The sequence below is a fragment of the Pseudarthrobacter sp. NPDC058196 genome (assembly GCF_042882685.1).
GTDB lineage: Bacteria > Actinomycetota > Actinomycetes > Actinomycetales > Micrococcaceae > Arthrobacter.
This window is the reverse complement of sequence record NZ_JBHVVN010000021.1, coordinates 17714-37472: the sequence shown is the minus strand read 5'-3', so window position 1 is coordinate 37472 and position 19759 is coordinate 17714. Positions and strand designations below refer to the sequence as shown.

General features: G+C 66.1%; 20 protein-coding genes and 1 pseudogene. 10 read left to right on the top strand and 11 right to left on the bottom strand.

The annotated features are described in order from the left end of the window. Positions 1-88: 88 nt before the first annotated feature. The 4 genes from ACFVVC_RS21695 to ACFVVC_RS21680 all read right to left on the bottom strand — a co-directional run bounded on the left by ACFVVC_RS21695 (position 89) and on the right by ACFVVC_RS21680 (position 2914). On the bottom strand, positions 89-1183 hold the full coding sequence (locus tag ACFVVC_RS21695) for a cation diffusion facilitator family transporter (RefSeq protein ID WP_387458272.1): 1095 nt from the start codon (positions 1181-1183) through the stop codon (positions 89-91). Further along, positions 1180-1557, bottom strand: coding sequence for an ArsR/SmtB family transcription factor (locus ACFVVC_RS21690; RefSeq protein ID WP_387458269.1), 378 nt, complete (start codon positions 1555-1557; stop codon positions 1180-1182). Before ACFVVC_RS21690 ends, ACFVVC_RS21695 begins: the two co-directional genes overlap by 4 nt. A 137-nt stretch (positions 1558-1694) precedes the next feature. Beyond that, complete coding sequence (locus ACFVVC_RS21685) at positions 1695-2102, bottom strand: response regulator transcription factor (RefSeq protein WP_387458266.1); 408 nt, start codon at positions 2100-2102, stop codon at positions 1695-1697. A gap of 68 nt (positions 2103-2170) precedes the next feature. Beyond that, positions 2171-2914 carry a GAF and ANTAR domain-containing protein gene (locus ACFVVC_RS21680; protein WP_387458263.1) on the bottom strand — a complete coding sequence of 248 codons (744 nt, stop codon included), beginning with the start codon at positions 2912-2914 and terminating at the stop codon, positions 2171-2173. A 289-nt stretch (positions 2915-3203) separates the two neighbouring features. Here ACFVVC_RS21680 and ACFVVC_RS21675 point away from each other — a divergent pair, with 289 nt between their 5' ends. From ACFVVC_RS21675 to ACFVVC_RS21665, 3 genes are all read left to right on the top strand, one after another. Then, a complete protein-coding gene (locus ACFVVC_RS21675; protein ID WP_387458261.1) occupies positions 3204-3797 on the top strand; it encodes an adenylate kinase in 594 nt (197 codons plus the stop codon). Between the two features lie 41 nt (positions 3798-3838). After that, the gene (locus ACFVVC_RS21670) at positions 3839-4717 is read left to right on the top strand and encodes an NAD-dependent epimerase/dehydratase family protein (RefSeq protein WP_387458258.1); all 879 of its coding nucleotides are present in this window, start codon (positions 3839-3841) and stop codon (positions 4715-4717) included. A 116-nt stretch (positions 4718-4833) separates the two neighbouring features. Further along, complete coding sequence (locus ACFVVC_RS21665; protein WP_387458255.1) at positions 4834-5631, top strand: phosphatase PAP2 family protein; 798 nt, start codon at positions 4834-4836, stop codon at positions 5629-5631. Between the two features lie 34 nt (positions 5632-5665). Here the strand turns inward: ACFVVC_RS21665 and ACFVVC_RS21660 are convergent, their stop codons facing one another. Next, positions 5666-5971 carry a MerR family transcriptional regulator gene (locus ACFVVC_RS21660; RefSeq protein WP_387458252.1) on the bottom strand — a complete coding sequence of 102 codons (306 nt, stop codon included), beginning with the start codon at positions 5969-5971 and terminating at the stop codon, positions 5666-5668. A 142-nt stretch (positions 5972-6113) separates the two neighbouring features. Between ACFVVC_RS21660 and ACFVVC_RS21655 the strand changes: the two genes are divergently transcribed. From ACFVVC_RS21655 to ACFVVC_RS21645, 3 genes are all read left to right on the top strand, one after another. Further along, positions 6114-6539: an Hsp20/alpha crystallin family protein gene (locus tag ACFVVC_RS21655; protein ID WP_387458310.1), complete on the top strand. Its 426-nt coding sequence runs from the start codon at positions 6114-6116 to the stop codon at positions 6537-6539. A gap of 96 nt (positions 6540-6635) precedes the next feature. Then, positions 6636-7013, top strand: coding sequence for a hypothetical protein (locus tag ACFVVC_RS21650; RefSeq protein ID WP_387458250.1), 378 nt, complete (start codon positions 6636-6638; stop codon positions 7011-7013). Between the two features lie 96 nt (positions 7014-7109). Next, on the top strand, positions 7110-8657 hold the full coding sequence (locus tag ACFVVC_RS21645; protein ID WP_387458247.1) for a glycoside hydrolase family 1 protein: 1548 nt from the start codon (positions 7110-7112) through the stop codon (positions 8655-8657). Between the two features lie 28 nt (positions 8658-8685). On the opposite strand, the gene ACFVVC_RS21640 is transcribed toward ACFVVC_RS21645, so the two are convergent. Continuing rightward, entirely contained in the window at positions 8686-9798 is a 1113-nt protein-coding gene (locus ACFVVC_RS21640) for an App1 family protein (protein ID WP_387458308.1), read from the bottom strand. Between the two features lie 51 nt (positions 9799-9849). Continuing rightward, positions 9850-10560, bottom strand: a pseudogene (locus tag ACFVVC_RS21635) (DUF72 domain-containing protein); the annotation flags it as partial. Positions 10561-10600: 40 nt separating this feature from the next. On the opposite strand from ACFVVC_RS21635, the gene ACFVVC_RS21630 reads away from it, so the two are divergent. The 3 genes from ACFVVC_RS21630 to ACFVVC_RS21620 all read left to right on the top strand — a co-directional run bounded on the left by ACFVVC_RS21630 (position 10601) and on the right by ACFVVC_RS21620 (position 13524). Continuing rightward, the gene (locus ACFVVC_RS21630) at positions 10601-12409 is read left to right on the top strand and encodes a glycoside hydrolase family 15 protein (protein ID WP_387458244.1); all 1809 of its coding nucleotides are present in this window, start codon (positions 10601-10603) and stop codon (positions 12407-12409) included. A 114-nt stretch (positions 12410-12523) separates the two neighbouring features. Continuing rightward, positions 12524-12814, top strand: coding sequence for a hypothetical protein (locus ACFVVC_RS21625; RefSeq protein ID WP_387458242.1), 291 nt, complete (start codon positions 12524-12526; stop codon positions 12812-12814). Beyond that, positions 12814-13524, top strand: coding sequence for an HAD family hydrolase (locus tag ACFVVC_RS21620; RefSeq protein WP_387458239.1), 711 nt, complete (start codon positions 12814-12816; stop codon positions 13522-13524). The genes ACFVVC_RS21625 and ACFVVC_RS21620 overlap by 1 nt, the downstream gene beginning before the upstream one ends. Before the next feature lie 26 nt (positions 13525-13550). On the opposite strand, the gene ACFVVC_RS21615 is transcribed toward ACFVVC_RS21620, so the two are convergent. From ACFVVC_RS21615 to ACFVVC_RS21600, 4 genes are read right to left on the bottom strand one after another with little or no spacing between them, the layout of a single operon-like run. Then, positions 13551-14363: a bifunctional allantoicase/(S)-ureidoglycine aminohydrolase gene (locus ACFVVC_RS21615; RefSeq protein WP_387458236.1), complete on the bottom strand. Its 813-nt coding sequence runs from the start codon at positions 14361-14363 to the stop codon at positions 13551-13553. 16 nt (positions 14364-14379) lie between these two features. After that, positions 14380-15654 carry a DUF6986 family protein gene (locus ACFVVC_RS21610; protein ID WP_387458234.1) on the bottom strand — a complete coding sequence of 425 codons (1275 nt, stop codon included), beginning with the start codon at positions 15652-15654 and terminating at the stop codon, positions 14380-14382. A 1-nt stretch (position 15655) separates the two neighbouring features. After that, entirely contained in the window at positions 15656-17254 is a 1599-nt protein-coding gene (gene aceB, locus ACFVVC_RS21605) for a malate synthase A (protein WP_387458231.1), read from the bottom strand. Between the two features lie 33 nt (positions 17255-17287). After that, entirely contained in the window at positions 17288-18736 is a 1449-nt protein-coding gene (locus ACFVVC_RS21600) for an NAD-dependent malic enzyme (RefSeq protein ID WP_387458228.1), read from the bottom strand. Positions 18737-18957: 221 nt separating this feature from the next. On the opposite strand from ACFVVC_RS21600, the gene ACFVVC_RS21595 reads away from it, so the two are divergent. After that, entirely contained in the window at positions 18958-19713 is a 756-nt protein-coding gene (locus ACFVVC_RS21595; protein ID WP_018761057.1) for an IclR family transcriptional regulator, read from the top strand. Positions 19714-19759 lie beyond the last annotated feature (46 nt).

The following is a 19759-nucleotide window of genomic DNA, read 5'->3' as shown; positions in this document are numbered from 1 at the left end:
CCGGCGGGCGCGGTACTACCTGCTCATCTAAACACCGCCCTCGGGGGCCGTGCCGGAGATCTCCGGCAGGGCCACGTCCGCTTGGCCCCTAGCGCCGGGTTTCGGGCGCCAGGAGCATGTGGTCCAGTTTCGGCAGGGCATGCCGGAGCCTGTGCTCCGCGCGGTCAAGAGTCTCCGCCGCCTGCGACAACCTGGTATCGGCCAGTTCCAGGCGGGCGGACCCCTGCAGCCGGTGGCCGGACCACCGCAGCTGCAACTGCCGGACCGCGAGGACGCCGGGAGTCTCCGCCATGGCGGCCTCGGCGAGCTCCACCAGTTCCGGTTCGATGCCGTCCATCAGCCGCCGCCCGATGCTGCGGACCGTCCCCCACAGCAGCACCATGATGGCGGCGGAAATGACCAATCCCACGATCGGGTCCGCCAACGGGAAACCAAGCATGACGCCAACGGCGCCGATCACCACCGCCAGGGACGTGAAGCCGTCCGTCCTGGCGTGCACACCGTCGGCCACGAGCGCCGCAGAACCGATCCTGCGCCCCACCCGGATGCGGTAGATTGCCACCGCCTCGTTGCCCGCGAAGCCAATCAGGCCCGCCGCCATTACCCACCCCAGGTTTTGCAAGGTTTGGGGATGGATGAGCCGGTCAACTGACTGCCAGCCCGCCACAATGGCCGAAAGGGCCACCACAGCCACGATGAACAGGCCTGCCAGGTCCTCTGCCCGGCCATACCCGTACGTGTACCGGCGGGTCGCCGCCCTGCGCCCCAGGATGAAGGCAATCCACAGCGGCACCGCGGTCAGCGCGTCGGAGAAGTTATGGATGGTGTCCGCGAGCAATGCCACCGAACTGCTGAACAGGGCCACCAGGAACTGCAACAGCGTGGTGGCCAGCAGGACGAACATGCTGATCTTCAAGGCCCGGATGCCCTCCGTGCTGGCTTCCATGGCGTCATCGATGGAATCCGCGGCATCGTGGGTGTGCGGCACGAACAGCTCGAAAAGCCAACCCTTGAAACCGGAATGGTGATGGTGGCCGTGGTCATGTCCGTGCCCGGCGTGGTCGTGCGCATGGTCATGATCGTGATCGTGATCGTGCCCATGGTCGTGGTCGTGATGGTGGCCGGCGTGGTCGTCGTCGTGATGGCTGTGCGCATGCGGAGATTCCTGGTGCGGCCCGGTCATGAGGCGTTCCTCTGTGCGTGGTGGGCGGGTGCGCGGTGGTGCGCCGGCTCGCCGCCGAGCGCGTGTTCGGCCTGGAAGATGGCGTCGGCCACCAGTTGCCGGGCATGTTCGTTCTCCAGCCGGTACAGCACCCGCGTCCCGTCCTGCCGCGTGGACACCATCCTGGCAAGCCGCATTTTGGCCAGGTGCTGGGACACGGCGGCGGGGGATTTGCCTACCGATTCGGCCAAGGCACCCACTGCCATTTCGCCGTCGCGCAGGGCAAGGATGATCCGTACCCTCGTGGCGTCAGCCAGCATCGAGAAGACCTCCACGGCCAACTCCACGTACTGGCTGTCCGTTCCCAGCGAGCAAGCGTTCTTATCTGCATTCATGCGCATATAGTGTCACAATGCCGTCCACCCCGCATGTCAGCGGCCTGCCTGTTGGCCGGCCGACGGCAGGTGGGCCGGCGCAGCCACCTACCCTGGGGCGGCGGCGGGACGCCTGTCGGCTCCCCTTGCCGGTCCGCTCAGCAGAGGGAGGTGCCGGTGGTGCGGGGCTCCTGTGCCACGGGTATGGGGCACAGCTTCGCGGCCAGCGCTTCGAGCTCCCGGGGGTGGAAAGGCTTGGTGAGGTAGGCGGCCGCCCCGGACGCCATGCCGGCCAGCACGTCGTCACCCTCCGAACGGGCTGTCAGGAACAGCAACGGGGCGGAGCTCCTGGCGCGGATGGCACGGGCAACAACGTGCCCGTCCATGTCCGGGAGGCCAAGGTCCAGGGTGACCAGGGCAATGCCGGGGCCGGACGCCTCGGCGATGGCCTCCGCTCCGGTGCCAACGGCTTTGACCACGAAGCCTGCACGTGAAAGGACTACCGAAATCAGTCCGCGGATATCGTCGTTGTCCTCAACGACAAGGCAGGTGCGCTGCTGTTCCATCCAAGCCCCCCGGCGAAAAAGTTGGCAACAGTCTATCCGCGCCGTGCCGGTTATTCGGGGCCTTGGCCTTATCCGTCGTAATGTGTCCGCGCAGGGCCCTGGCCCAGGGAGTGGACCACGGCGGCGGCCACATCGTGGAGTTTGGAATTGCGGGTGCTTGACGCCGTCTTCAGGATGTCGAAGGCGTCCTGCTGGCTGCACCGGTTCTGGGCCATGATGATCCCCACCGCCATGTCAATGACGGTCCGGGTTTCCAGGGTGGCGCGCAGGTTCGCCGCCGTTTCGCTGAAGTGCGCAAAGCGGATCGCAAGGCGCAGGGCCAACGAGGTTTGGCTGACGAAATCCTCGGCGAATGTCAGGATCCCGCCCTCGAAACTGTGCGCACGGCCGGAGTACAGCAGCAAGGCTGCCTTGGTGTCGCCCTCCAGCCGGAACGGGAGCGCCGCGACGGACCGGATCCCCTCCGCCAGCACGGCTGAGGAGTAGTCCGGCCAGCGGCCCTCAGCGGTGAGATCCGGGACGTGGACAGTTTCCTGGCCTGTTGCTGCCGTCATGCCCGGTGTGTCGGTGAACCGGTGCTCAAACCGTCCAATGGCCCGCGCTTCATGGCTGCTGCTGGCAACCGTGGTGCCCTTCCGCTGCCTGAGCAGGGTGACGGCGCACAACATCTCATCGCCGGGTTCGGACAGGTTGCGTGCGGAGACCTGCACCAACTCGTTGAGGAAGTCCTCGACGTCGGAGCTGTCCAGGACAATTTCATGCAGGTACTCGGTAATGGAGGTATCGGGTTTAGCTGTTGACTCGCTGGCCACTGTTTCTTGGTGCCATTCGCTCAGGTCAAAACGAGCCGGCAACACACAAACGCCCCGCAACGTAGGCGGGGAACCGGTGATGGTCGCTGGATCGAAGAACTTTCCAACGGCCCGCTGCTAAACCGATAACCAGAGTATATACATCCGCAAGGAAGGCGAAACGTCATGTCCGCAGGGCCGTCACAGCGGGACGCTGGCGCCACGCAGGGGGTAACCGGCACAATGAAGCGGGAGCCGGCCACCGGATGCGGCGCCAACCCAAAGGCTGCCCGCCGGGGAGGACAGGAACATGACCAGGCTTCTTATCATCGGCCCGCCGGGCTCCGGCAAGGGAACCCAGGCTGAACACCTGGCCCGGCACTTCGGGATCCCGGCCGTGTCCACGGGAGATATCTTCCGCAGCAACGTCAGCCGGAAGACGGACCTGGGGAACCAGGCTGCCGAATACCTGGACGGCGGCCATTTCGTTCCCGACCACCTCACCAATGCCCTCGTGAAGGACCGGCTCCTTGATGGCGACGTCAGTCACGGTTTCCTGCTGGACGGTTACCCGCGCACCGCGCCACAAGCAACGGAACTGGACAATATGCTCGCCGCCCAAGGCCACGGTCTTGATGCAGTCATCGAACTGCAGGCTCCCGACGCTGAATTGGAAGAGCGCATGCACCGGCGGGCGCAGGAACAGGGGCGCACCGACGACACCATCGACGTCTTCCGCCGCAGGTTGGACCTCTACCACCGCCAGACGCATGAAGTAGTCTCGGTGTACGCGGGCCGGGGAATCCTGGTATCCGTCAACGGCAGCGGGGATCCGGGGGAGATTACCGCGCTGGCGATTGCCGCCGTCGAACAATTCCTGGCAGCACCGCGACGGCCATCCTGACCGGAACAAAGCATGGTGAACTCGAGCAAAAGGAAACACTGATGAGAATTGCGGTTACAGGCGGAAGCGGAAAACTTGGCCGGCACGTGGTGCGCCGGCTCACCGACGACGGCCACCAGGTCCTCAACCTGGACCGCGCCGGTACCCGGAGCCCGGGACTGCTGGTGGTGGACCTGCGCAACTACGGCCAGGTGGTGGATGCGCTGCTGGGCGTGGATGACCGCCATGACGGGTTCGATGCCGTGGTGCACCTTGGTGCCATACCCGCCCCGGGCATCCTTCCGGACGCCGCGACGTTCGAGAACAACATGCTCTCCACCTACAACGTCTTCCAGGCGGCGCGACGGGCCGGCATCAAGAAGGTGGTGTACGCCTCCAGCGAGACCGTGCTCGGCCTGCCGTTCGACATCGACCCGCCCTACATTCCGGTGGACGAGGAATATCCTCCCCGGCCGGAGAGCACCTATTCCCTGGTGAAGACCCTGGAGGAACGGATGGCGGTGGAACTGACCCGCTGGGACCCGGAGCTGAGCATCACCGGGCTGCGGTTCTCCAATGTCATGGACGAATCCGACTATGGGCGGTTCCCTTCCTTCGATGACGACGCGACGCTGCGCAAGTGGAACCTTTGGGGCTACATCGACGGCAGGGACGGCGCGCAGGCAGTGGCCCGGGCACTGGAGAATGCGACGCCGGGTTTCGAAGCCTTCATCATCGCCAACGCAGACACCGTCATGAGCCGCTCGAGCGCCAGCCTGGCCGCGGAGGTCTTTCCCGGCGTCCAAATCACCAAGGAATTGGGCGAGCACGAAACCATGCTCTCCATCGACAAGGCCCGGCGCCTGCTCGGCTTCGAGCCCGAACACAGTTGGCGGAACCACGCAGCAGTTCCCCTTGGCGAGGCCGGCGGCAACGGCTAACGCCGGCGGGTGCCAGCGGCCGCCGCGATTGCCGGCCGCATGATGGAGTGAATGGGCCTTCACCGGGATAGTGTTCAGCCTAAGCATTTATCACGGCGCAGGGACAAGGCAGCACATTGGTAAAGAAATCAGTACGGTCCGGGGGCGCGGAACACAACGCCGGCAAGTGGCGTACCTTCAACGAGAAGTTCGTGGTGGAGGAGCGCTACGTGGATGTGGCGGACCGGCGCGGCCTGTACCGGGCGTCGGTCATCCTCTCGGTGGTGGGGCTGGCGCTCTTTATCGCCATCCTCGTCAGCGTGGTGCAGTCCACTGGATTGACAGTTGCCGACGAACCCGTGCATGACTGGCTGCTGACCACGCGTTCCGGAACCGTCACCGCCATCATGATCTTCCTGGCGGTGTTCTTCGGCCCTATTGCCCTGCCCATCATCGTGCTGGTGGTGATCCTCGTCTGGGGCTTCGCGGCCAAACATGCCTGGCGGCCCATCCTGCTGGCGTCCGCGATGCTGGCCGGCGTCATCGTGTCCCAAATTATCCTCCACATCGTGCAGCGTTCGCGGCCGCCCGTGGACCAGATGTTGTTTGGCGCGGACCAGACTTTCTCGTTCCCCTCTGGGCATGTCCTGGGTGCCTGCGACTTCCTGCTGGTGGGCGTGTACCTGATCGTCTCCCGGCGCCGGAGCCGGCGGGCCGCCGTCTTCGGATTCATTGGCGCCGGAATCGGAATTGTCCTGGCGATCGCGAGCCGCCTGTACCTGGGCTATCACTGGCCCACTGACACCTTGGCGTCGTTCTCCCTCTCGCTGGTAATCCTCGGCGGAGTCATCGCCCTCGATACCTGGCGGACGGCCAGGATCGAAGGCGAACCTGTCACCGGGGAGTTGTCTAAAGCGGAGTCACCGCAGGAGTGAACCGGCGAGCAGGACCGGTTCAGTCCCTGTCCCGCTAGGGCCCGGACCGCGCCCGCTTCAGCGCCCGGTGCAGCTTAAGGTTGGCTGCCTCCAGTTCCAGGACTTTGGCAACACCGGCGAGGTTCAGGCCCTCCTGGAGGAGCTCGCCGATGCGGAGCAGCACGGCGATGTCCGCCTCGCTGTATTGACGCGTGCCGCCTGCGGTCCGGGCGGGCGTCAACAGCCCCTTGGCCTCGTAAAGCCTGATGTTTTGCTGCCCCGTGCCCGTCAATTCCGCCGCAACCGAGATCGCGAACAGGGCGCGTGGGCCGCGGGCGCCGCCGGCTGTAGGGTCCGCCATGGGTTCTCCCAAAAATTCCGCCGAATAGGGTCTTGCCCAAGTTTCCCACTGGTGCTATAAAAAATCTACATTCACCACCATAGATTGATGGGTGGTGGGTGGCCGGATATCCAACACCTTGACGCTGAAGGAGTGGGAAATGATGTTGATGCGTACGGACCCGTTCCGTGAGCTGGACCGGCTCGCGCAGCAGGTTTTGGGAACCGCCGCCCGCCCGGCAGCCATGCCGATGGACGCCTGGCAGGAAGACGGCGAATTCGTGGTGGCGTTCGACCTTCCCGGCGTGGACGTGGACTCCGTGGACCTGAATGTGGAGCGGAACGTCCTGACGGTGCGGGCCGAGCGCCGGGACCCCACGCAGCCCAACGTGGAACTGGTGGCGTCCGAACGTCCCCGCGGCGTGTTCAGCCGCCAGCTGATCCTGGGCGACACCCTTGACACCGAGAGGATCAAGGCCGCCTACGACCAGGGCGTCCTCACCCTGCGGATCCCCGTGGCCCAGCAGGCCAAGCCGCGCAAGATCGAAATCCAGACCCAACAGGGCGGTATGCAGCAGATCGACGCCTAGGACCATGGCCCTGCGCCGGCGCCCTTGCCTCCGGGCTGGGACGCCGGCGGCCAAGGGCCGGCACAGGCGAATCCATCCAAGGAGGCGGAACACCCCATGAGTGAGTGGCGGCGCTACGATTCACCCCTGATTCCTGCATTCCATGAGCGCTTTGAGCAGCGGTGGGGCGAGGGAACGGCGCCGTTCCTGGACCCCGAGGCACACGAGCAGCCCATGCCGCGGGCGCAGTGGATCAACCCGTCCACCGGCGCTGCCTTGGCGGTGGTCCCGATCTGGACGGCCGATGAGGCGCAGCAGAGGTCCTTCGGTGTGTTCTACCTGCCCCCTGCCGGCGATATCTGGGTCCTGCGGCCGGGCTACACCGGTTACCTGGAACCGTCCGACGGCGACACGGAGCATCTGGTGACCCTGCGCAATGACGCCTTCCGCAAGGCGGTGGCGCACGCCAAGGAGTTCCTCTTCGGCTCGCAGTAACCAACGATGCCGGCAAAAGGAGTTGCTGCTCGTCAGCCGGTCCCTGCTGTGTAATCCTGAGACGTACCCGAACCACCGCAACAAAGGCTGGCCTCCATGCACAAATCCGCCAAGGACCTCGCAGCAATTATCCCTCCGGGGTTCACGCTTGGCGTCGCCACCGCAGCATTCCAGATTGAAGGGGCGCTCGACGAAGACGGCCGCGGCAAGTCGGGCTGGGAGGTGTTTGCCGCCAAGCCGGGGGCGATCGTGGGGGACCACAGCCCGGCCGTCGCTACCGACCATTACCACCGGATGCCGCAGGACGTTGCCCTGCTGAAGCAGCTTGGCGTGGACTCGTACCGGTTCTCCCTCTCCTGGCCGCGCATCCAGCCTGGCGGAACCGGCCCGGTAAACCGGGCCGGCCTGGCGTTCTACGACCGGCTCCTGGATGAACTCCTGGCCAACGGGATTTCGCCCATGGCCACCATCTACCACTGGGACACGCCGCTGGAGCTGGACGAGGCGGGGGGCTGGATGAACCGGGACATGGCCTACAGGCTGGGGGAGTATGCCAGCCTCGTGGCCGACGCATTCGGCGACCGGGTGGCCCGCTGGGTCACCATCAACGAACCGGCAACGGTAAGTGCCAACGGCTACTCCCTGGGAGTGCATTCGCCAGGCAAGGAGCTGGCCTTGGGCGCGTTCCCCACTGTCCACCATCAGCTGCTCGGCCACGGCCTGGCGGTCCAGGCCCTCCGTGCCGCGGGGGTGCCGGGGGAGATCGGGATGACCAACGTCTACTCTCCCATGGTGCCGAACTCCATCAACCCGCTGGACAAGCTCAGTGCCGGCCTGATGGACCTGGGCCAGAACCGGCTGTACGCGGACCCGGTCCTCACGGGCAAGTACCCGGACCTCATCCGGGCGGCCAAGTTCTTCAGCTCCTTCGAGCATCCCGAGGAGGACATGCAGATCATTTCCCAGCCGCTGGACTTCTATGGGCTGAACTACTACATGCCCACCAAGGTCGCCGTGGGGCCGGGCAGCGGTGCGGTGCCGCCGAGCATGGCGGAGGCGATGGGGAGCGACCTCAACGCAGCAGGCGGCGGTACCACACCCTTCCACGTCGAGGCATGGCCGGAAGCGGACATCACCGCCTACGGGTGGCCGGTCAAGCCCGAGTACATGGCGGTCGCCTTGAAGGAAATGGCGGAACGGTACCCCAACCTGCCTCCGGTGATTATTACCGAGGGCGGGGCGAGCTTCGAGGACATCATTGTCCGGGACAAGTCCACCAACACCACGTTCATTCCGGACGAGCGCCGGCTTAAGTACATCTCCGACCACCTCGAGGCCGCACTGAAGGCAACGGCCCCCGGCGGCGAAGCCGAATCGGTGGACCTCCGCGGCTACTACGTCTGGTCGTTCCTGGACAACTTTGAATGGTCCGCCGGGTACAGGCAGCCGTTCGGCCTCCTGCACGTGGACTTCGAAACGCTGGAGCGGACGCCCAAAGCCTCCTACTTCTGGTTCCAGGAGCTCATCGAGGAACGCGACCTCGCTTGGGCTGCGGATGCCGCCATCGCGCACGCTGTTGGTCCGGATGGCCTGGACGGCAGTGAAGCGCCCGACGACGGCGCGGCGCTGGGTGCGAGCGCATAGACCGTCCGGGGCCGGCCTTGCTTCGGGGTCAGCCCCGGAGCAGGTCCAGCATGGCCAGCTGCTTGGCGATGCCTGCGCCGTCCGGGGAGTAGATCCACGGAACCCTCGATGAGGTGTGGTCGCCGTCCTCCGAGTGGCCGCCGGCGAACACCGATTCGCTGACGGACAGCTGCCGGATGGCGATGGCCGCCACCTTGTCGGCGTTTTCTGCGGCGAATGCCGAGTAGATGGCTTCGTCGTGCTGCCCGTTGTCGCCGATCAGGAGCCACCGCATGTCCGGGAATTCCTGGGCCAGCCGCTCCAGGTTCCGCCGCTTGTGTTCCTGGCCGCTGCGGAACCAGCGGTCTTGGGTCAAGCCCCAGTCCGTCAAAAGCAGCGCGCCCTTGGGGTACATATTGCGGGTCAGGAAGCGGCCCAGGGTGGGGGCCGCATTCCAGGGGCCTGTGGACAGGTAGATGACGGGGGCGTCGGGATGCTCAATGGTCAGCCGGTCCAGCAGCACCGCCATGCCCGGAGTGGCCATCCGTGCCCGTTCGCTGAGCACGAAGGTGTTCCACAGCGCCAGGAAGGGCCGGGGCAGTGCGGTCACCATGACGGTGTCGTCGATGTCCGAGACGATTCCGAACTTCACCTCCGGTGCGATCACCTGGATCAGCGCTTCTGCCGGTTCGGTTCCCTCAGCGCGCAGGACCGCCGTGTGCCAGCCGGGGGAAAGCCGGACGTCCACTTCGGTGTCGATCAGGCCGCCCCGGTCCGCTGTCATGTGGGTGACGACGTCGCCGATGGTGATCTCGACGTCGGTAAACTGCAGCGGCACGCCGGTGAAGGCCCGCCAGCCGCGGATGTTCTGGTTCCCGATTTTCGCTTCCTGCTCCGCACGGCTTCCCGGCAGCGGCTTTTGCGTCAGCAGGACCCGGCCCAGCACGCGTACCCGGGTGGTGGAACCATAGCCCTGGTATGCGATGGTCTGCGGCACGAAATCCCAGCGCTTCGCCAGCCGGATCCGCAGGCTGTTGACCGCGTCCGAGACCCGGTGGGCCAGCCGGAAGGCCTGGTTCCCCGAGAGCGCGTACTGGGCAAGCACTGCCTGCGTGGGCTTGCGTGCTGTTTTCCGGGCCGGATGCTGGGGAGCCGTGTCCATGCCACCACTCTGCCACAGGGTGGACCGTGGATCAGCCGGCGCCGAGGATCCCCGCAGTGTTTCGGCGTTACGCACGGCGTTCCCGCCGCCGTCGTTGTTGAAGTAGGCGTAGACGTCCAAGCCTCCGCTGTCCCATTCGCGGATCCGGTCTGCCCACCAGTGCAGGTCGGCGTCCGAATATGAGCCGCCATACAAATGCTCGTGGTCGGGGCCGTGCAGCCGGACGTAGGTAAACGGCGCGGTGGTGCGCAGGATGCAGGGCAGGTTGGCGCCGCTCATGATGCAGTAGGCCGCCTGGTGCCGTTCCAACACGGAAAACACCTCCGGACAGTCCCAGCTGGGGTGCCTGAACTCGACGGCAACCCGGATCCATTCCGGAACCGCGGCAAGGAAATACTCCAGCCGCGCGTCGTCCCGGCCCAGTTGCGGCGGCAGCTGGACCAGGAGCACCGCCCGTTTATCCCCCAGTTCATGCCAGCACCGGGCAATGCGTTCCACCCAGACTTCGGGTGCGTACAGCTTGCGGGCATGGGTCAGGCCGCGGGGAGCCTTGACGGACATGTTGAACCCGGGTGGCAGCCGCCTGTTCCAGCCGGTGAAGGTGGTGTCGCGGGGCCACCGGTAGAAACTGGCATTCAGTTCAACCGTGGTGAACCTGGCGACGTAGCACTGCAGCCGGTCCCGGACCGGCAGCCCGGGCGGGTACAGGACGTTCTCCCAGTGGTCGTAGCTCCAGCCGGAGGTACCGATGTGCACTGCCATTCTTCGATGTTCCTACAGTGTTGTGTGGCAGGGTAAGGTCATGGCGCGAATTGAGGATTACGCGGTCGTTGGCGACCTTCATACAGGTGCACTCATCAACAAGGAAGGCTCGATCGACTGGCTCTGCCTGCCCCGGTTCGATTCCCCTGCGTGTTTCAATGCCTTGCTGGACACGCCGGACGCCGGACGCTGGCTGCTGGCTCCGGAAGGCGGTGGTGCCTGTACCCGCCGCAGCTACCGCGACGGCAGCCTGATCCTGGACACCGAGTGGGAGACGCCGGACGGCACGGTGCGCGTCACCGACTTCATGCCGCCCCGGGATTCCGTGGCCGATATCGTCCGGATCGTCGAGGGCGTCAGCGGCAGCGTAAAGATGCACGGCGAGTTGGTGCTTCGCTTCGACTACGGGCATATCGTGCCCTGGGTGCGCAAGGACAAACGGGGACTGCACGCCATTGCCGGCCCGGACGCCGTCTACCTGGTTACTCCCGCACCCCTGCACGGCGAGAACATGCACACCGTCAGCGACTTCACCGTCAATGCCGGCGAGAAAGTGCCGTTCGTGCTGACCTGGGCCCCCAGCCACGTGGGCCGGCCGGTTTCGGTCGAGGCGGAGAAAGTCCTGCACAGTACGTTCGAGTTCTGGCAGGGCTGGTCATCCCAATGTACGGTCGAAGGAAAGTACCAGGATGCCGTGGTGCGCTCCCTCGTAACGCTCAAGGCCCTCACCTACGCCCCCACCGGTGGAATCGTCGCTGCTGTCACCACATCACTGCCCGAACAGCCGGGCGGGCAACGCAACTGGGACTACCGCTATTGCTGGCTGCGGGATGCCACCATGACGCTGCAGGCGCTGCTGGCAGCCGGGTACAAGGCCGAGGCCGCCGCCTGGCGGGACTGGCTGCTCCGTGCCGTGGCGGGAGACCCTGCGGACCTGCAGATCATGTACGGGATCCACGGCGAGCGGAGGCTGCCGGAGATGGAACTGCCCTGGCTGAAAGGCTACGAGAACTCGGCGCCGGTGCGGATCGGCAATGCGGCGGCCGAGCAATTCCAGCTCGATGTGTGGGGTGAGGTCCTCGACTGCCTGGCGCTGACCCGGAATTCACTGCTCAAGCATACGGATGAGGCCTGGGACGTCCAGATTGCCCTGATGGAACACCTGGAGACCATCTGGGACCAGCCGGACAACGGGCTCTGGGAAATGCGGGGGCCCCGGCGGCACTTCACGCACTCCAAGGTCATGGCATGGGTGGCCGCAGACCGGATGGTGAAGGGTGTACGGGAGTCCGGGCTGCCGGGACCGGTGGAGCGTTGGGAGGCCTTGCGGGACCGGATCCGGCAGGACATCCTGGCCAACGGCTACGACGCGGAGCGCAATACATTCGTCCAGTCCTACGGCCGCCCTGAGCTGGACGCCAGCCTGCTGTTGATTCCCAGGGTGGGCTTCCTGCCCCCGGATGATCCCAAGGTGGTGGGGACCATCGAGGCGATCCAGCGGGAGCTGACCCAGGAGGGGTTCGTGCTGCGGTACCGGCCGGAACAGAGCGACGACGGCCTGCCGGGGGATGAGGGCGTCTTCCTGGCTTGTTCGTTTTGGCTGGTGGAGGCCCTCTTGGGCGCCGGACGTCACGAGGAGTCACGGGAACTGTTCGAACGGCTGCTGGAACTGCGCAATGATGTGGGGCTGCTGAGTGAGGAATGGGCGGTGAAAGCCGGCCGCCAGCTGGGCAACACGCCCCAGGCATTCAGCCACTTCGCCCTTGTGACTAGCGCCCTGGAGCTGCATCAGGATACGGTTCGGCGCAGTGACGCTCCCATTCCGCCGGAAGGGGCGCACTCGCGCTGAGGCGGCGCGGGCCGGGGCCGGAACTTCTCCTTCGCAGGATAGATAAGTATACTTACTAACACCTCATGGAGTGCTCCCCAGCACAATGCCGTGATTGACGGAGGAGTGATAGTTGTGGCCGGATTTTTTGAACTCGTGGATGCCCCTGACGGCGGATACCGGATCAGGATGATGGACGGAAGCGGGAACCTGATGGCCATTTCAGTGACTTTCCCGACGAAACGGGCGGCCGTCGCGGGCGTCGCCATGGCCAGGGAGATCGCGGGCACGGGCCTCATCAGGGACAAGAGCCTGGATGGTGCGGGGTCAGTCATTCGCGAACGTGTGCGGCCCGTCAGCTCCCCCAAGGAGGACGCGGCGAAACGAAAGAAAGCGCCTGACGTGCGGCGGGCGGCTGTCAGCTGATGCCCGGCACCGCTTCCCCGCCTAAAAGTGCCAGCCAAGGGGTTCTCTTCGACGTCGACGGGACGCTGATCGACTCGTCCTATATCCACACTGTCGCCTGGTGGGGCGCGTTCCGCCAGTACGGATACGACGTCCCCATGGCCGCCATCCACCACTTCGTCGGCATGGGCGGCGCCCGCCTGGTGGACAACCTCCTGCCGCCGGACCGGGACCGCTCCGAAGACGACGACATCATGGCCAGCCACGGCGCCCTGTACGCCTCACATTGGCCCTCGCTTCGTGCCTTCACAGGTGCAAAGGAGCTCCTCGAGCGATGCCACGCGGACGGCCTCGCGGTTGCCCTTGCCTCCTCGGCCCGGGAAAAGGACCTGCAGGTGATGCGCTCCGTGCTCGACGCGGACGCCTTCATTGACGCCGCCACGAGTTCCAACGACGCCAAGGAAAGCAAGCCTTCGCCGGACATCCTCGCGGCGGCCCTGGAAGCCGTCGGCATTGGCGCCACGAACGCCGTCTATGTCGGTGACGCCGTGTGGGACATGAAGGCGGCGGCTGCGCTGGGTATTCCGGCGATCGGCGTTACCTGCGGCGGAATCAATGCGGCGGAACTGCGCGATGCCGGCGCCGTAGAGGTCTATGAAGGCCCCCGTGACCTGCTGGATAACCTTGGCTCAAGTGCCATCGGCCGGCTGATGGCGCGCCAGGACCACTGACGCGCCCCACGCGGCGGGGTTGCCCGCTAGGTGAGCTTCACCTGGCGGTTCATGTCCTTGTACAGCAGGTAGCGGAACTCGCCGGGGCCGCCGGCGTAGCAGGCCTGCGGGCAAAAGGCGCGCAGCCACATGAAGTCGCCTGCTTCCACCTCCACCCAGTCGTTGTTGAGCAGGTACATGGCCTTGCCCTCCAGGACGTACAGGCCGTGCTCCATGACGTGGGTTTCCGGGAACGGGATCACGCCGCCGGGCTGGAACGTCACGATGTTCACCTGCATGTCGTGGGCGAGGTCGTTGGAGTCCGTGAACCGGGTGGTCTTCCAGACGTCGTCGGTATCCGGCATGGACGTTGGCTTCACGTCCTTCTCATTGGTGACGAAGGACTTTGCCTCGTATCCTTCAAGCCGTTCGTAGGCCTTGCGGATCCAGTGGAAGGATACGACGTCGTCCGAAACGTTTTCCAGGCCCCACTCCGAACCCGCAGCAAGGTAGGCGTAGCCGCCTTCCTCCAGCGTGTGCAGTTCGCCGTCGAGGGTGAGGTTGACTTTGCCGCGGGTGACGAAGACGACGCCTTCGACGCCGGCCTCGAACTCGGCCTTGGGGGCCCCGCCGCCCGGGCCGATTTCCACGATCAGCTGGGAGAACGTGGTGGCGAAGCCGGAGATGGGGCGGGCGATGATCCAGGACCGGGTGTTCGAAAAGCCCGGCAGGTTGGACGTGACGATGTCCGTCATCACGCCCTTCGGGATTACCGTGTACGCCTCGGTCACGATGGCACGCTCGGTGGTCAGGTGGGTCTGCGGCGGGAGTCCGCCGGTGGGGGAGTAGTACTTGCCCATGAATGGGATCCTTTGCCTAGGAGTTGGAAGTGGTGGCGAGCCGCGGGTGTGCCAGGCCGGTCAGCTGCGGAATTCCGACGCCGGCAAGGGCCTGGACTTCCTCGGCACCGACGGCGCCGCACTGGACTCCGCGGAGCACGAACGCCGCCAGGGCCCGGGCGGTGGCGGGCTCGTCCATGACGCCGCCTTCGGTGCGTTCCACGTAGTTGCGCAGCCGGGCCGCCGCGGCGGGCAGGCCCTCGCGGTAGAAGGCATAGGTGGCGGCGAACCGGCTGGCCAGCTGGGCCGGGTGCAGGTCCCAGCCCTGGTAGTAGCCGCGCTCCAGCGACCGCCGGACCAGCCGGCCGTGCAGCTGCCAGGCGTTCTCCACGTTGTCGCCCACCGGGATGATGTTGGTGGACCCGTCGGAGAGCCGGATGCCGGTACCGGCCACGGCCAGCTGCATGACCTCTTTGGCGAAGTCGGCCACCGGGTGCTCCATGGACTGGTACTCCGCGGAGATCTGCAGTGAGGCCGAGTAGTCGTAGGTGCCGTAGTGCAGCCCGCTGATGCGGCCGGGCACGGCGTGCGGCAGCTGCGCCACCGGCGAGGTTCCTCCGGGGCCTAGGATCAGCTGCGGGGTTTCCACCTGGACTTCGAACCGAAGCCGCCCCGCGGGCAGCGAGTGGACTTCCTCCAGACGGGACACTGCGTAGTCCATCGCCAGCACCTGGGCAACGGTGGTCACCTTCGGCAGGGTCAGCACCAGGCCGTCCGGCAGCTCGCCGGCGGCGGCAAGGCCGGAGACGAACAGGTCCAGGGTGCGGAGTCCCCGGGCCCGGGTGGCGGCCTCAAAGCATTTGAAGCGGATGCCGATGAACGGGGGAGCGGACCCGGCCGCGACCGCGCCGGCAACAGCTGCGGCGGCGGCGATCGCGGCGGCGTCCTCGGCGTCGTCGCCCCGGTCCCCGAACCCGTCTTCGAAGTCCAGGCGCAGGTCCTCGATCGGCTCGGCAGCCAGCTTGGCCGCCACGCGGGCGGCCACCGCGCCGGCATGGCCTTCGTCCTGGCCCAGGAGCCGCCCCAGCTTTTCGAAGCCGCCGTGAGCCTCCGTCGTCGCGGTTGCCTGGGTGCCCCAGTCCGCGGCGAGCGACGGCGTGAAACGGTCAGCGGGCACGTACACCGTGTGCACGGGCTGGCGCGAGCCGTCGTCACCGGGGTAGTTCTGCTCCAGCAGCCGGTCCGTAGCGGCCAGCTGTCCGTCGATGTGCGCGAGGTCCGCGGCTGAAAGGGAGGGCTTGGGTGCTGCCATCTCAGCCCACCAGTTCGTAGGCGGGGGTGGTGAGGAAGTCCGTGTAGCCGTCGGAGAGGCAGATGTCCGCGATCAGGTCGCTGGCAGGCTGGTAGTAGCGGCGGAAGGCTTCGTCACCGAATTCGGTCCTGAGCCGCTCGGTTTCCTCGCCGAGGATCCGTTCCACCAGCTCCTTGGTCACCGTGTTGCCGGTGTCCGCCAGGATGGACTTGTTCCTGATCTGCTGCCACACCTGCGAACGGGAGATCTCCGCGGTGGCGGCGTCCTCCATCAGGTTGTGGATGGCCACCGCGCCGTTCCCGGACAGCCACACCGCCGTGTAAGCCACGGCCACATACAGGTTCAGGCGCAGCCCGGCCTCGGTGACCTGGCCGTCGGCGGAGGAGACATCGAGCAGCTGCTCCGCCGTGACCGACACTTCCGGACGCTGCTTGTCCACCTGGTTCGGCTTGTCCCCCAGCACGGAGTCGAAGACCTCCCGGCAGGTGGAGACCAGGTCCGGGTGCGCAACCCATGAGCCGTCGAAGCCGTCGTTGGCCTCGCGGGTCTTGTCCGCCCGCACCTTCTCGAACGCGGCTTCGGTCACTTCCGGGTGGCGGCGGTTGGGGATGACCGCAGCCATGCCGCCCATCGCGAACGCGCCGCGCCGGTGGCAGGTCTTGACCAGCAGCTCGGTGTAGGCGCGCATGAACGGGGCGGTCATCGCCACGGAGGCGCGGTCCGGGAGGACGAATTCCTCGCCGGCATCACGGAAGTACTTGATGATGCTGAACAGGTAGTCCCAGCGGCCTGCGTTCAGGCCCGAGGCGTGGTCCCGCAGTTCGTAGAGGATTTCGTCCATCTCGAAGGCTGCGGGGATGGTCTCGATCAGGACCGTTGCCCGGATGGTGCCCTGGTGCAGGCCCAGGTAGTCCTGGGCGAACACGAACACGTCGTTCCACAGCCTGGCCTCAAGGTGGCTCTCCATCTTGGGCAGGTAGTAGTAGGGGCCCTGGCCGTTGAGCACCAGCTGCTTGGCAATGTGGAAGAAGTGCAGCCCGAAGTCCACGAGGGCACCCACTGCGGGTTCGCCGTTGAGCAGCAGATGCTTCTCCTGCATGTGCCAGCCGCGGGGCCGGGCCACCACGACGGCCAGCGGCGCGTCGGTGCGGAGCCGGTACTCCTTGCCTTCCTCCGAGGTGTAGCTCAGGGTGCCCTGGGCGGCGTCCCGAAGGTTCAGGATGGCGTCGATGACGTTGGCCCAGATGGGGGTGCTGGCGTCCTCGAGGTCCGCCAGCCACACCTTGGCTCCGGAGTTCAGGGCATTGATGGCCATCTTCGCCGGTGACGCGGGCCCGGTCATCTCAACCCGGCGGTCCTGCAGGGCTGCGGGTGCGGGCGCAACTTTCCAGTCGCCGTCGCGCACGTCCTGCGTCTCCGGCAGGAAGTCCAGCTTGCCGGTCTCTGCCACCCGCTGCCGCTTGACGGCGCGGGCCGCCATGAGCTCGTTGCGGGTGCCGGCGAACCGGTTGTGGAGCTCCTCCACGAAGGCAAGTGCCTTGGGGGTGAGGATCTCCTCAGCGCGGTTGATCGGCCGGGGATCTGTGACGGTGATGGCCATTTCTGGTCCTTTCCTTGTGGGGAAGTCGGGCGGTCAGGCGGAGGCCAGTGCTGCCACCGGCTCCTTGGCTGAATCGGGAACGGCAGCCGTTGCCACGTTTGAGGCGTGAGCCGCGGCGGCGACGGCTGCGGCGACGTTGGCGGTCACGTGCGGGTCGAAGATGCTCGGGATGATGTAGCTGGCATTGAGCTCATTATCATTCACCCGGTTGGCGATTGCCTCCGCGGCGGCCACCAGCATGTCCGGGGTGATGTCGCTCGCTCCGACGTCCAGGAGCCCGCGGAAGAGGCCCGGGAAGGCGAGGACGTTGTTGATCTGGTTGGGGAAGTCGCTGCGGCCGGTGGCCACGACGGCGGCGTGCCGGGACGCGATGGCCGGGTCCACCTCGGGGGTGGGGTTGGCCATCGCGAAAACGATGGAGTCCTTTGCCATGGAGGCCACGTGCTCCTCCTCCAGGATGTTCGGGGCGGAGACGCCGATGAAGACGTCCGCCCCCGCCAGGGCCTGGTGCAGGCTGCCGGAGAAACCCTCCCGGTTGGTGTTTTCAGCGATCCAGGTGCGGTGCGGATCATTGTAGGCCTCGCCCTGGTGGATGGCGCCCGAGCGTCCCGCCGCCACAATGTGGCGGGCGCCCTGGGCCTTGAGCAGCTGGATGATGGCCGAGCCGGCGGCGCCGACGCCGGAGACCACGATCTTCACGTCCTCGATCTTCTTGTCCACCACGCGGAGCGCATTGACCAGCGCCGCGAGGGTCACGATGGCGGTGCCGTGCTGGTCGTCGTGGAATACCGGAATATCGAGTTCTTCGCGCAGGCGGGCCTCGATCTCGAAGCAGCGGGGAGCTGCGATGTCCTCGAGGTTCACGCCGCCGAATACGGGGGCCAGGAGCTTGACGGTGCGGATGATCTCCTCGGTGTCCTGGGTATCAAGGCAGACCGGCCACGCGTCCACGTTGGCGAACTGCTTGAAAAGGGCGGCCTTGCCTTCCATGACCGGCAGGGCGGCTGCGGGGCCGATGTTGCCCAGGCCCAGCACGGCGGAGCCATCGGTGACGACGGCGACGGTGTTCCGTTTGACGGTCAGGTTGCGGGCGGCGGCGGGGTCTTCGGCGATGGCCAGGCAGACGCGGGCGACGCCGGGGGTGTAGGCGCGCGACAGGTCGTCGCGGTTTCGCAGCGGGACCTTGGGGACCACTTCGAGCTTGCCGCCGAGGTGCATCAGGAACGTGCGGTCCGAGACGTGCTGGACGGTAACGCCGTCGAGGGCGTTAAGGGCGTCCTTGACCCGTGCTGCGTGGGCGTCGTCGGTGGTGTTGCAGGTGACGTCGACGACGAGGGTTTCGTGGTGGGACTCGGTGACGTCCAGTGCGGTGATTGCGGCGCCGGCCGCTCCGACGGCTGCGGCGAGTTCGCTGGTGGCGCTGAAGCTCGACGGTGCTTCCACGCGCAGGGTGATCGAATTTCCGGGGCTGGGGTTCGCCATTGAATGTCCTCCTGGTAGGCCTTGTCCGGCTTCTGCTCTGATCCGAATATTTTCGTATTATGGATATTATTATCTACTTTATGGAAACACAACCCCTTCGCGATGTGACTGCCGAGGGACATCGCCGCGCGTCCTGCCGTGCTGTATGTTGGGTGGTCTAAGCAACTCTTTTCACGATGCGGATAAGAGTTGTCGGATTCCGAGCCATAGGAGACAACGGAATGGCAGAAAAAGCCTCCGGCGGAGTGCAGTCGGTGGAGCGCGTCTTCGAGCTGCTGGAGCTCATCACGGATGCCGGTGGCGACGTCACGCTCAGTGAACTGTCATCGTCGACCGATTTGCCGCTTCCCACCATCCACCGCCTGCTCCGCACGCTGGTATCGCTCGGCTACATCCGCCAGCTGCCTAACCGGCGCTATGCCTTGGGCCCCCGGCTGATCCGGTTGGGCGAGGGCGCCAACAAGCAGCTGGGCGCCCTGGCCCGCCCCCAGCTCAAAACACTGGTGGACCGCCTCGGGGAGACCTCCAACATGGCCGTGCTTGATTCGGACATGGTGATCTACGTGGCCCAGGTCCCTTCGCTGCACTCCATGCGCATGTTCACGGAGGTGGGCCGGCGCGCCCACACCCACGCCACCGGCGTCGGCAAGGCCATCCTGGCCCAGCTCGACGACGACACCGTCCGCGGCATCGTGGCCCGGGCCGGAATGCCCACCCCCACCGCCAAGAGCATTGGCGACGTCGAAGAACTCCTGGCCGACCTCAAGCTCATCCGCGAACGGGGCTACTCCATCGACGAGGAGGAGCAGGAGCTCGGTGTCCGCTGCTTTGCGATGGCGGTGCCCAATGCCCCCACGCCCACCGCTATCTCGGTGTCCGGCCCGGTGTCCCGGGTGGACGAGAACTTCGCCGACAAGGCCGTCCCAGTCCTCCGCGAGGCCGCGGAGGCCATTTCCCGCGAGCTCAACCGCACCTGATACTGCGGAACTGCTGACGACGCCGGCCCGCACCTTCGCTGGAAGG

Bases quoted from the DNA above. Each gene is read 5' to 3' on its own strand.
- ACFVVC_RS21695 (WP_387458272.1), bottom strand. From the start codon at position 1,183: ATGACCGGGCCGCACCAGGAATCTCCGCATGCGCACAGCCATCACGAC.
- ACFVVC_RS21690 (WP_387458269.1), bottom strand. From the start codon at position 1,557: ATGAATGCAGATAAGAACGCTTGCTCGCTGGGAACGGACAGCCAGTAC.
- ACFVVC_RS21685 (WP_387458266.1), bottom strand. From the start codon at position 2,102: ATGGAACAGCAGCGCACCTGCCTTGTCGTTGAGGACAACGACGATATC.
- ACFVVC_RS21675 (WP_387458261.1), top strand. From the start codon at position 3,204: ATGACCAGGCTTCTTATCATCGGCCCGCCGGGCTCCGGCAAGGGAACC.
- ACFVVC_RS21670 (WP_387458258.1), top strand. From the start codon at position 3,839: ATGAGAATTGCGGTTACAGGCGGAAGCGGAAAACTTGGCCGGCACGTG.
- ACFVVC_RS21660 (WP_387458252.1), bottom strand. From the start codon at position 5,971: ATGGCGGACCCTACAGCCGGCGGCGCCCGCGGCCCACGCGCCCTGTTC.
- ACFVVC_RS21655 (WP_387458310.1), top strand. From the start codon at position 6,114: ATGTTGATGCGTACGGACCCGTTCCGTGAGCTGGACCGGCTCGCGCAG.
- ACFVVC_RS21650 (WP_387458250.1), top strand. From the start codon at position 6,636: ATGAGTGAGTGGCGGCGCTACGATTCACCCCTGATTCCTGCATTCCAT.
- ACFVVC_RS21645 (WP_387458247.1), top strand. From the start codon at position 7,110: ATGCACAAATCCGCCAAGGACCTCGCAGCAATTATCCCTCCGGGGTTC.
- ACFVVC_RS21640 (WP_387458308.1), bottom strand. From the start codon at position 9,798: ATGGACACGGCTCCCCAGCATCCGGCCCGGAAAACAGCACGCAAGCCC.
- ACFVVC_RS21630 (WP_387458244.1), top strand. From the start codon at position 10,601: ATGGCGCGAATTGAGGATTACGCGGTCGTTGGCGACCTTCATACAGGT.
- ACFVVC_RS21620 (WP_387458239.1), top strand. From the start codon at position 12,814: ATGCCCGGCACCGCTTCCCCGCCTAAAAGTGCCAGCCAAGGGGTTCTC.
- ACFVVC_RS21615 (WP_387458236.1), bottom strand. From the start codon at position 14,363: ATGGGCAAGTACTACTCCCCCACCGGCGGACTCCCGCCGCAGACCCAC.
- ACFVVC_RS21610 (WP_387458234.1), bottom strand. From the start codon at position 15,654: ATGGCAGCACCCAAGCCCTCCCTTTCAGCCGCGGACCTCGCGCACATC.
- aceB (WP_387458231.1), bottom strand. From the start codon at position 17,254: ATGGCCATCACCGTCACAGATCCCCGGCCGATCAACCGCGCTGAGGAG.
- ACFVVC_RS21600 (WP_387458228.1), bottom strand. From the start codon at position 18,736: ATGGCGAACCCCAGCCCCGGAAATTCGATCACCCTGCGCGTGGAAGCA.
- ACFVVC_RS21595 (WP_018761057.1), top strand. From the start codon at position 18,958: ATGGCAGAAAAAGCCTCCGGCGGAGTGCAGTCGGTGGAGCGCGTCTTC.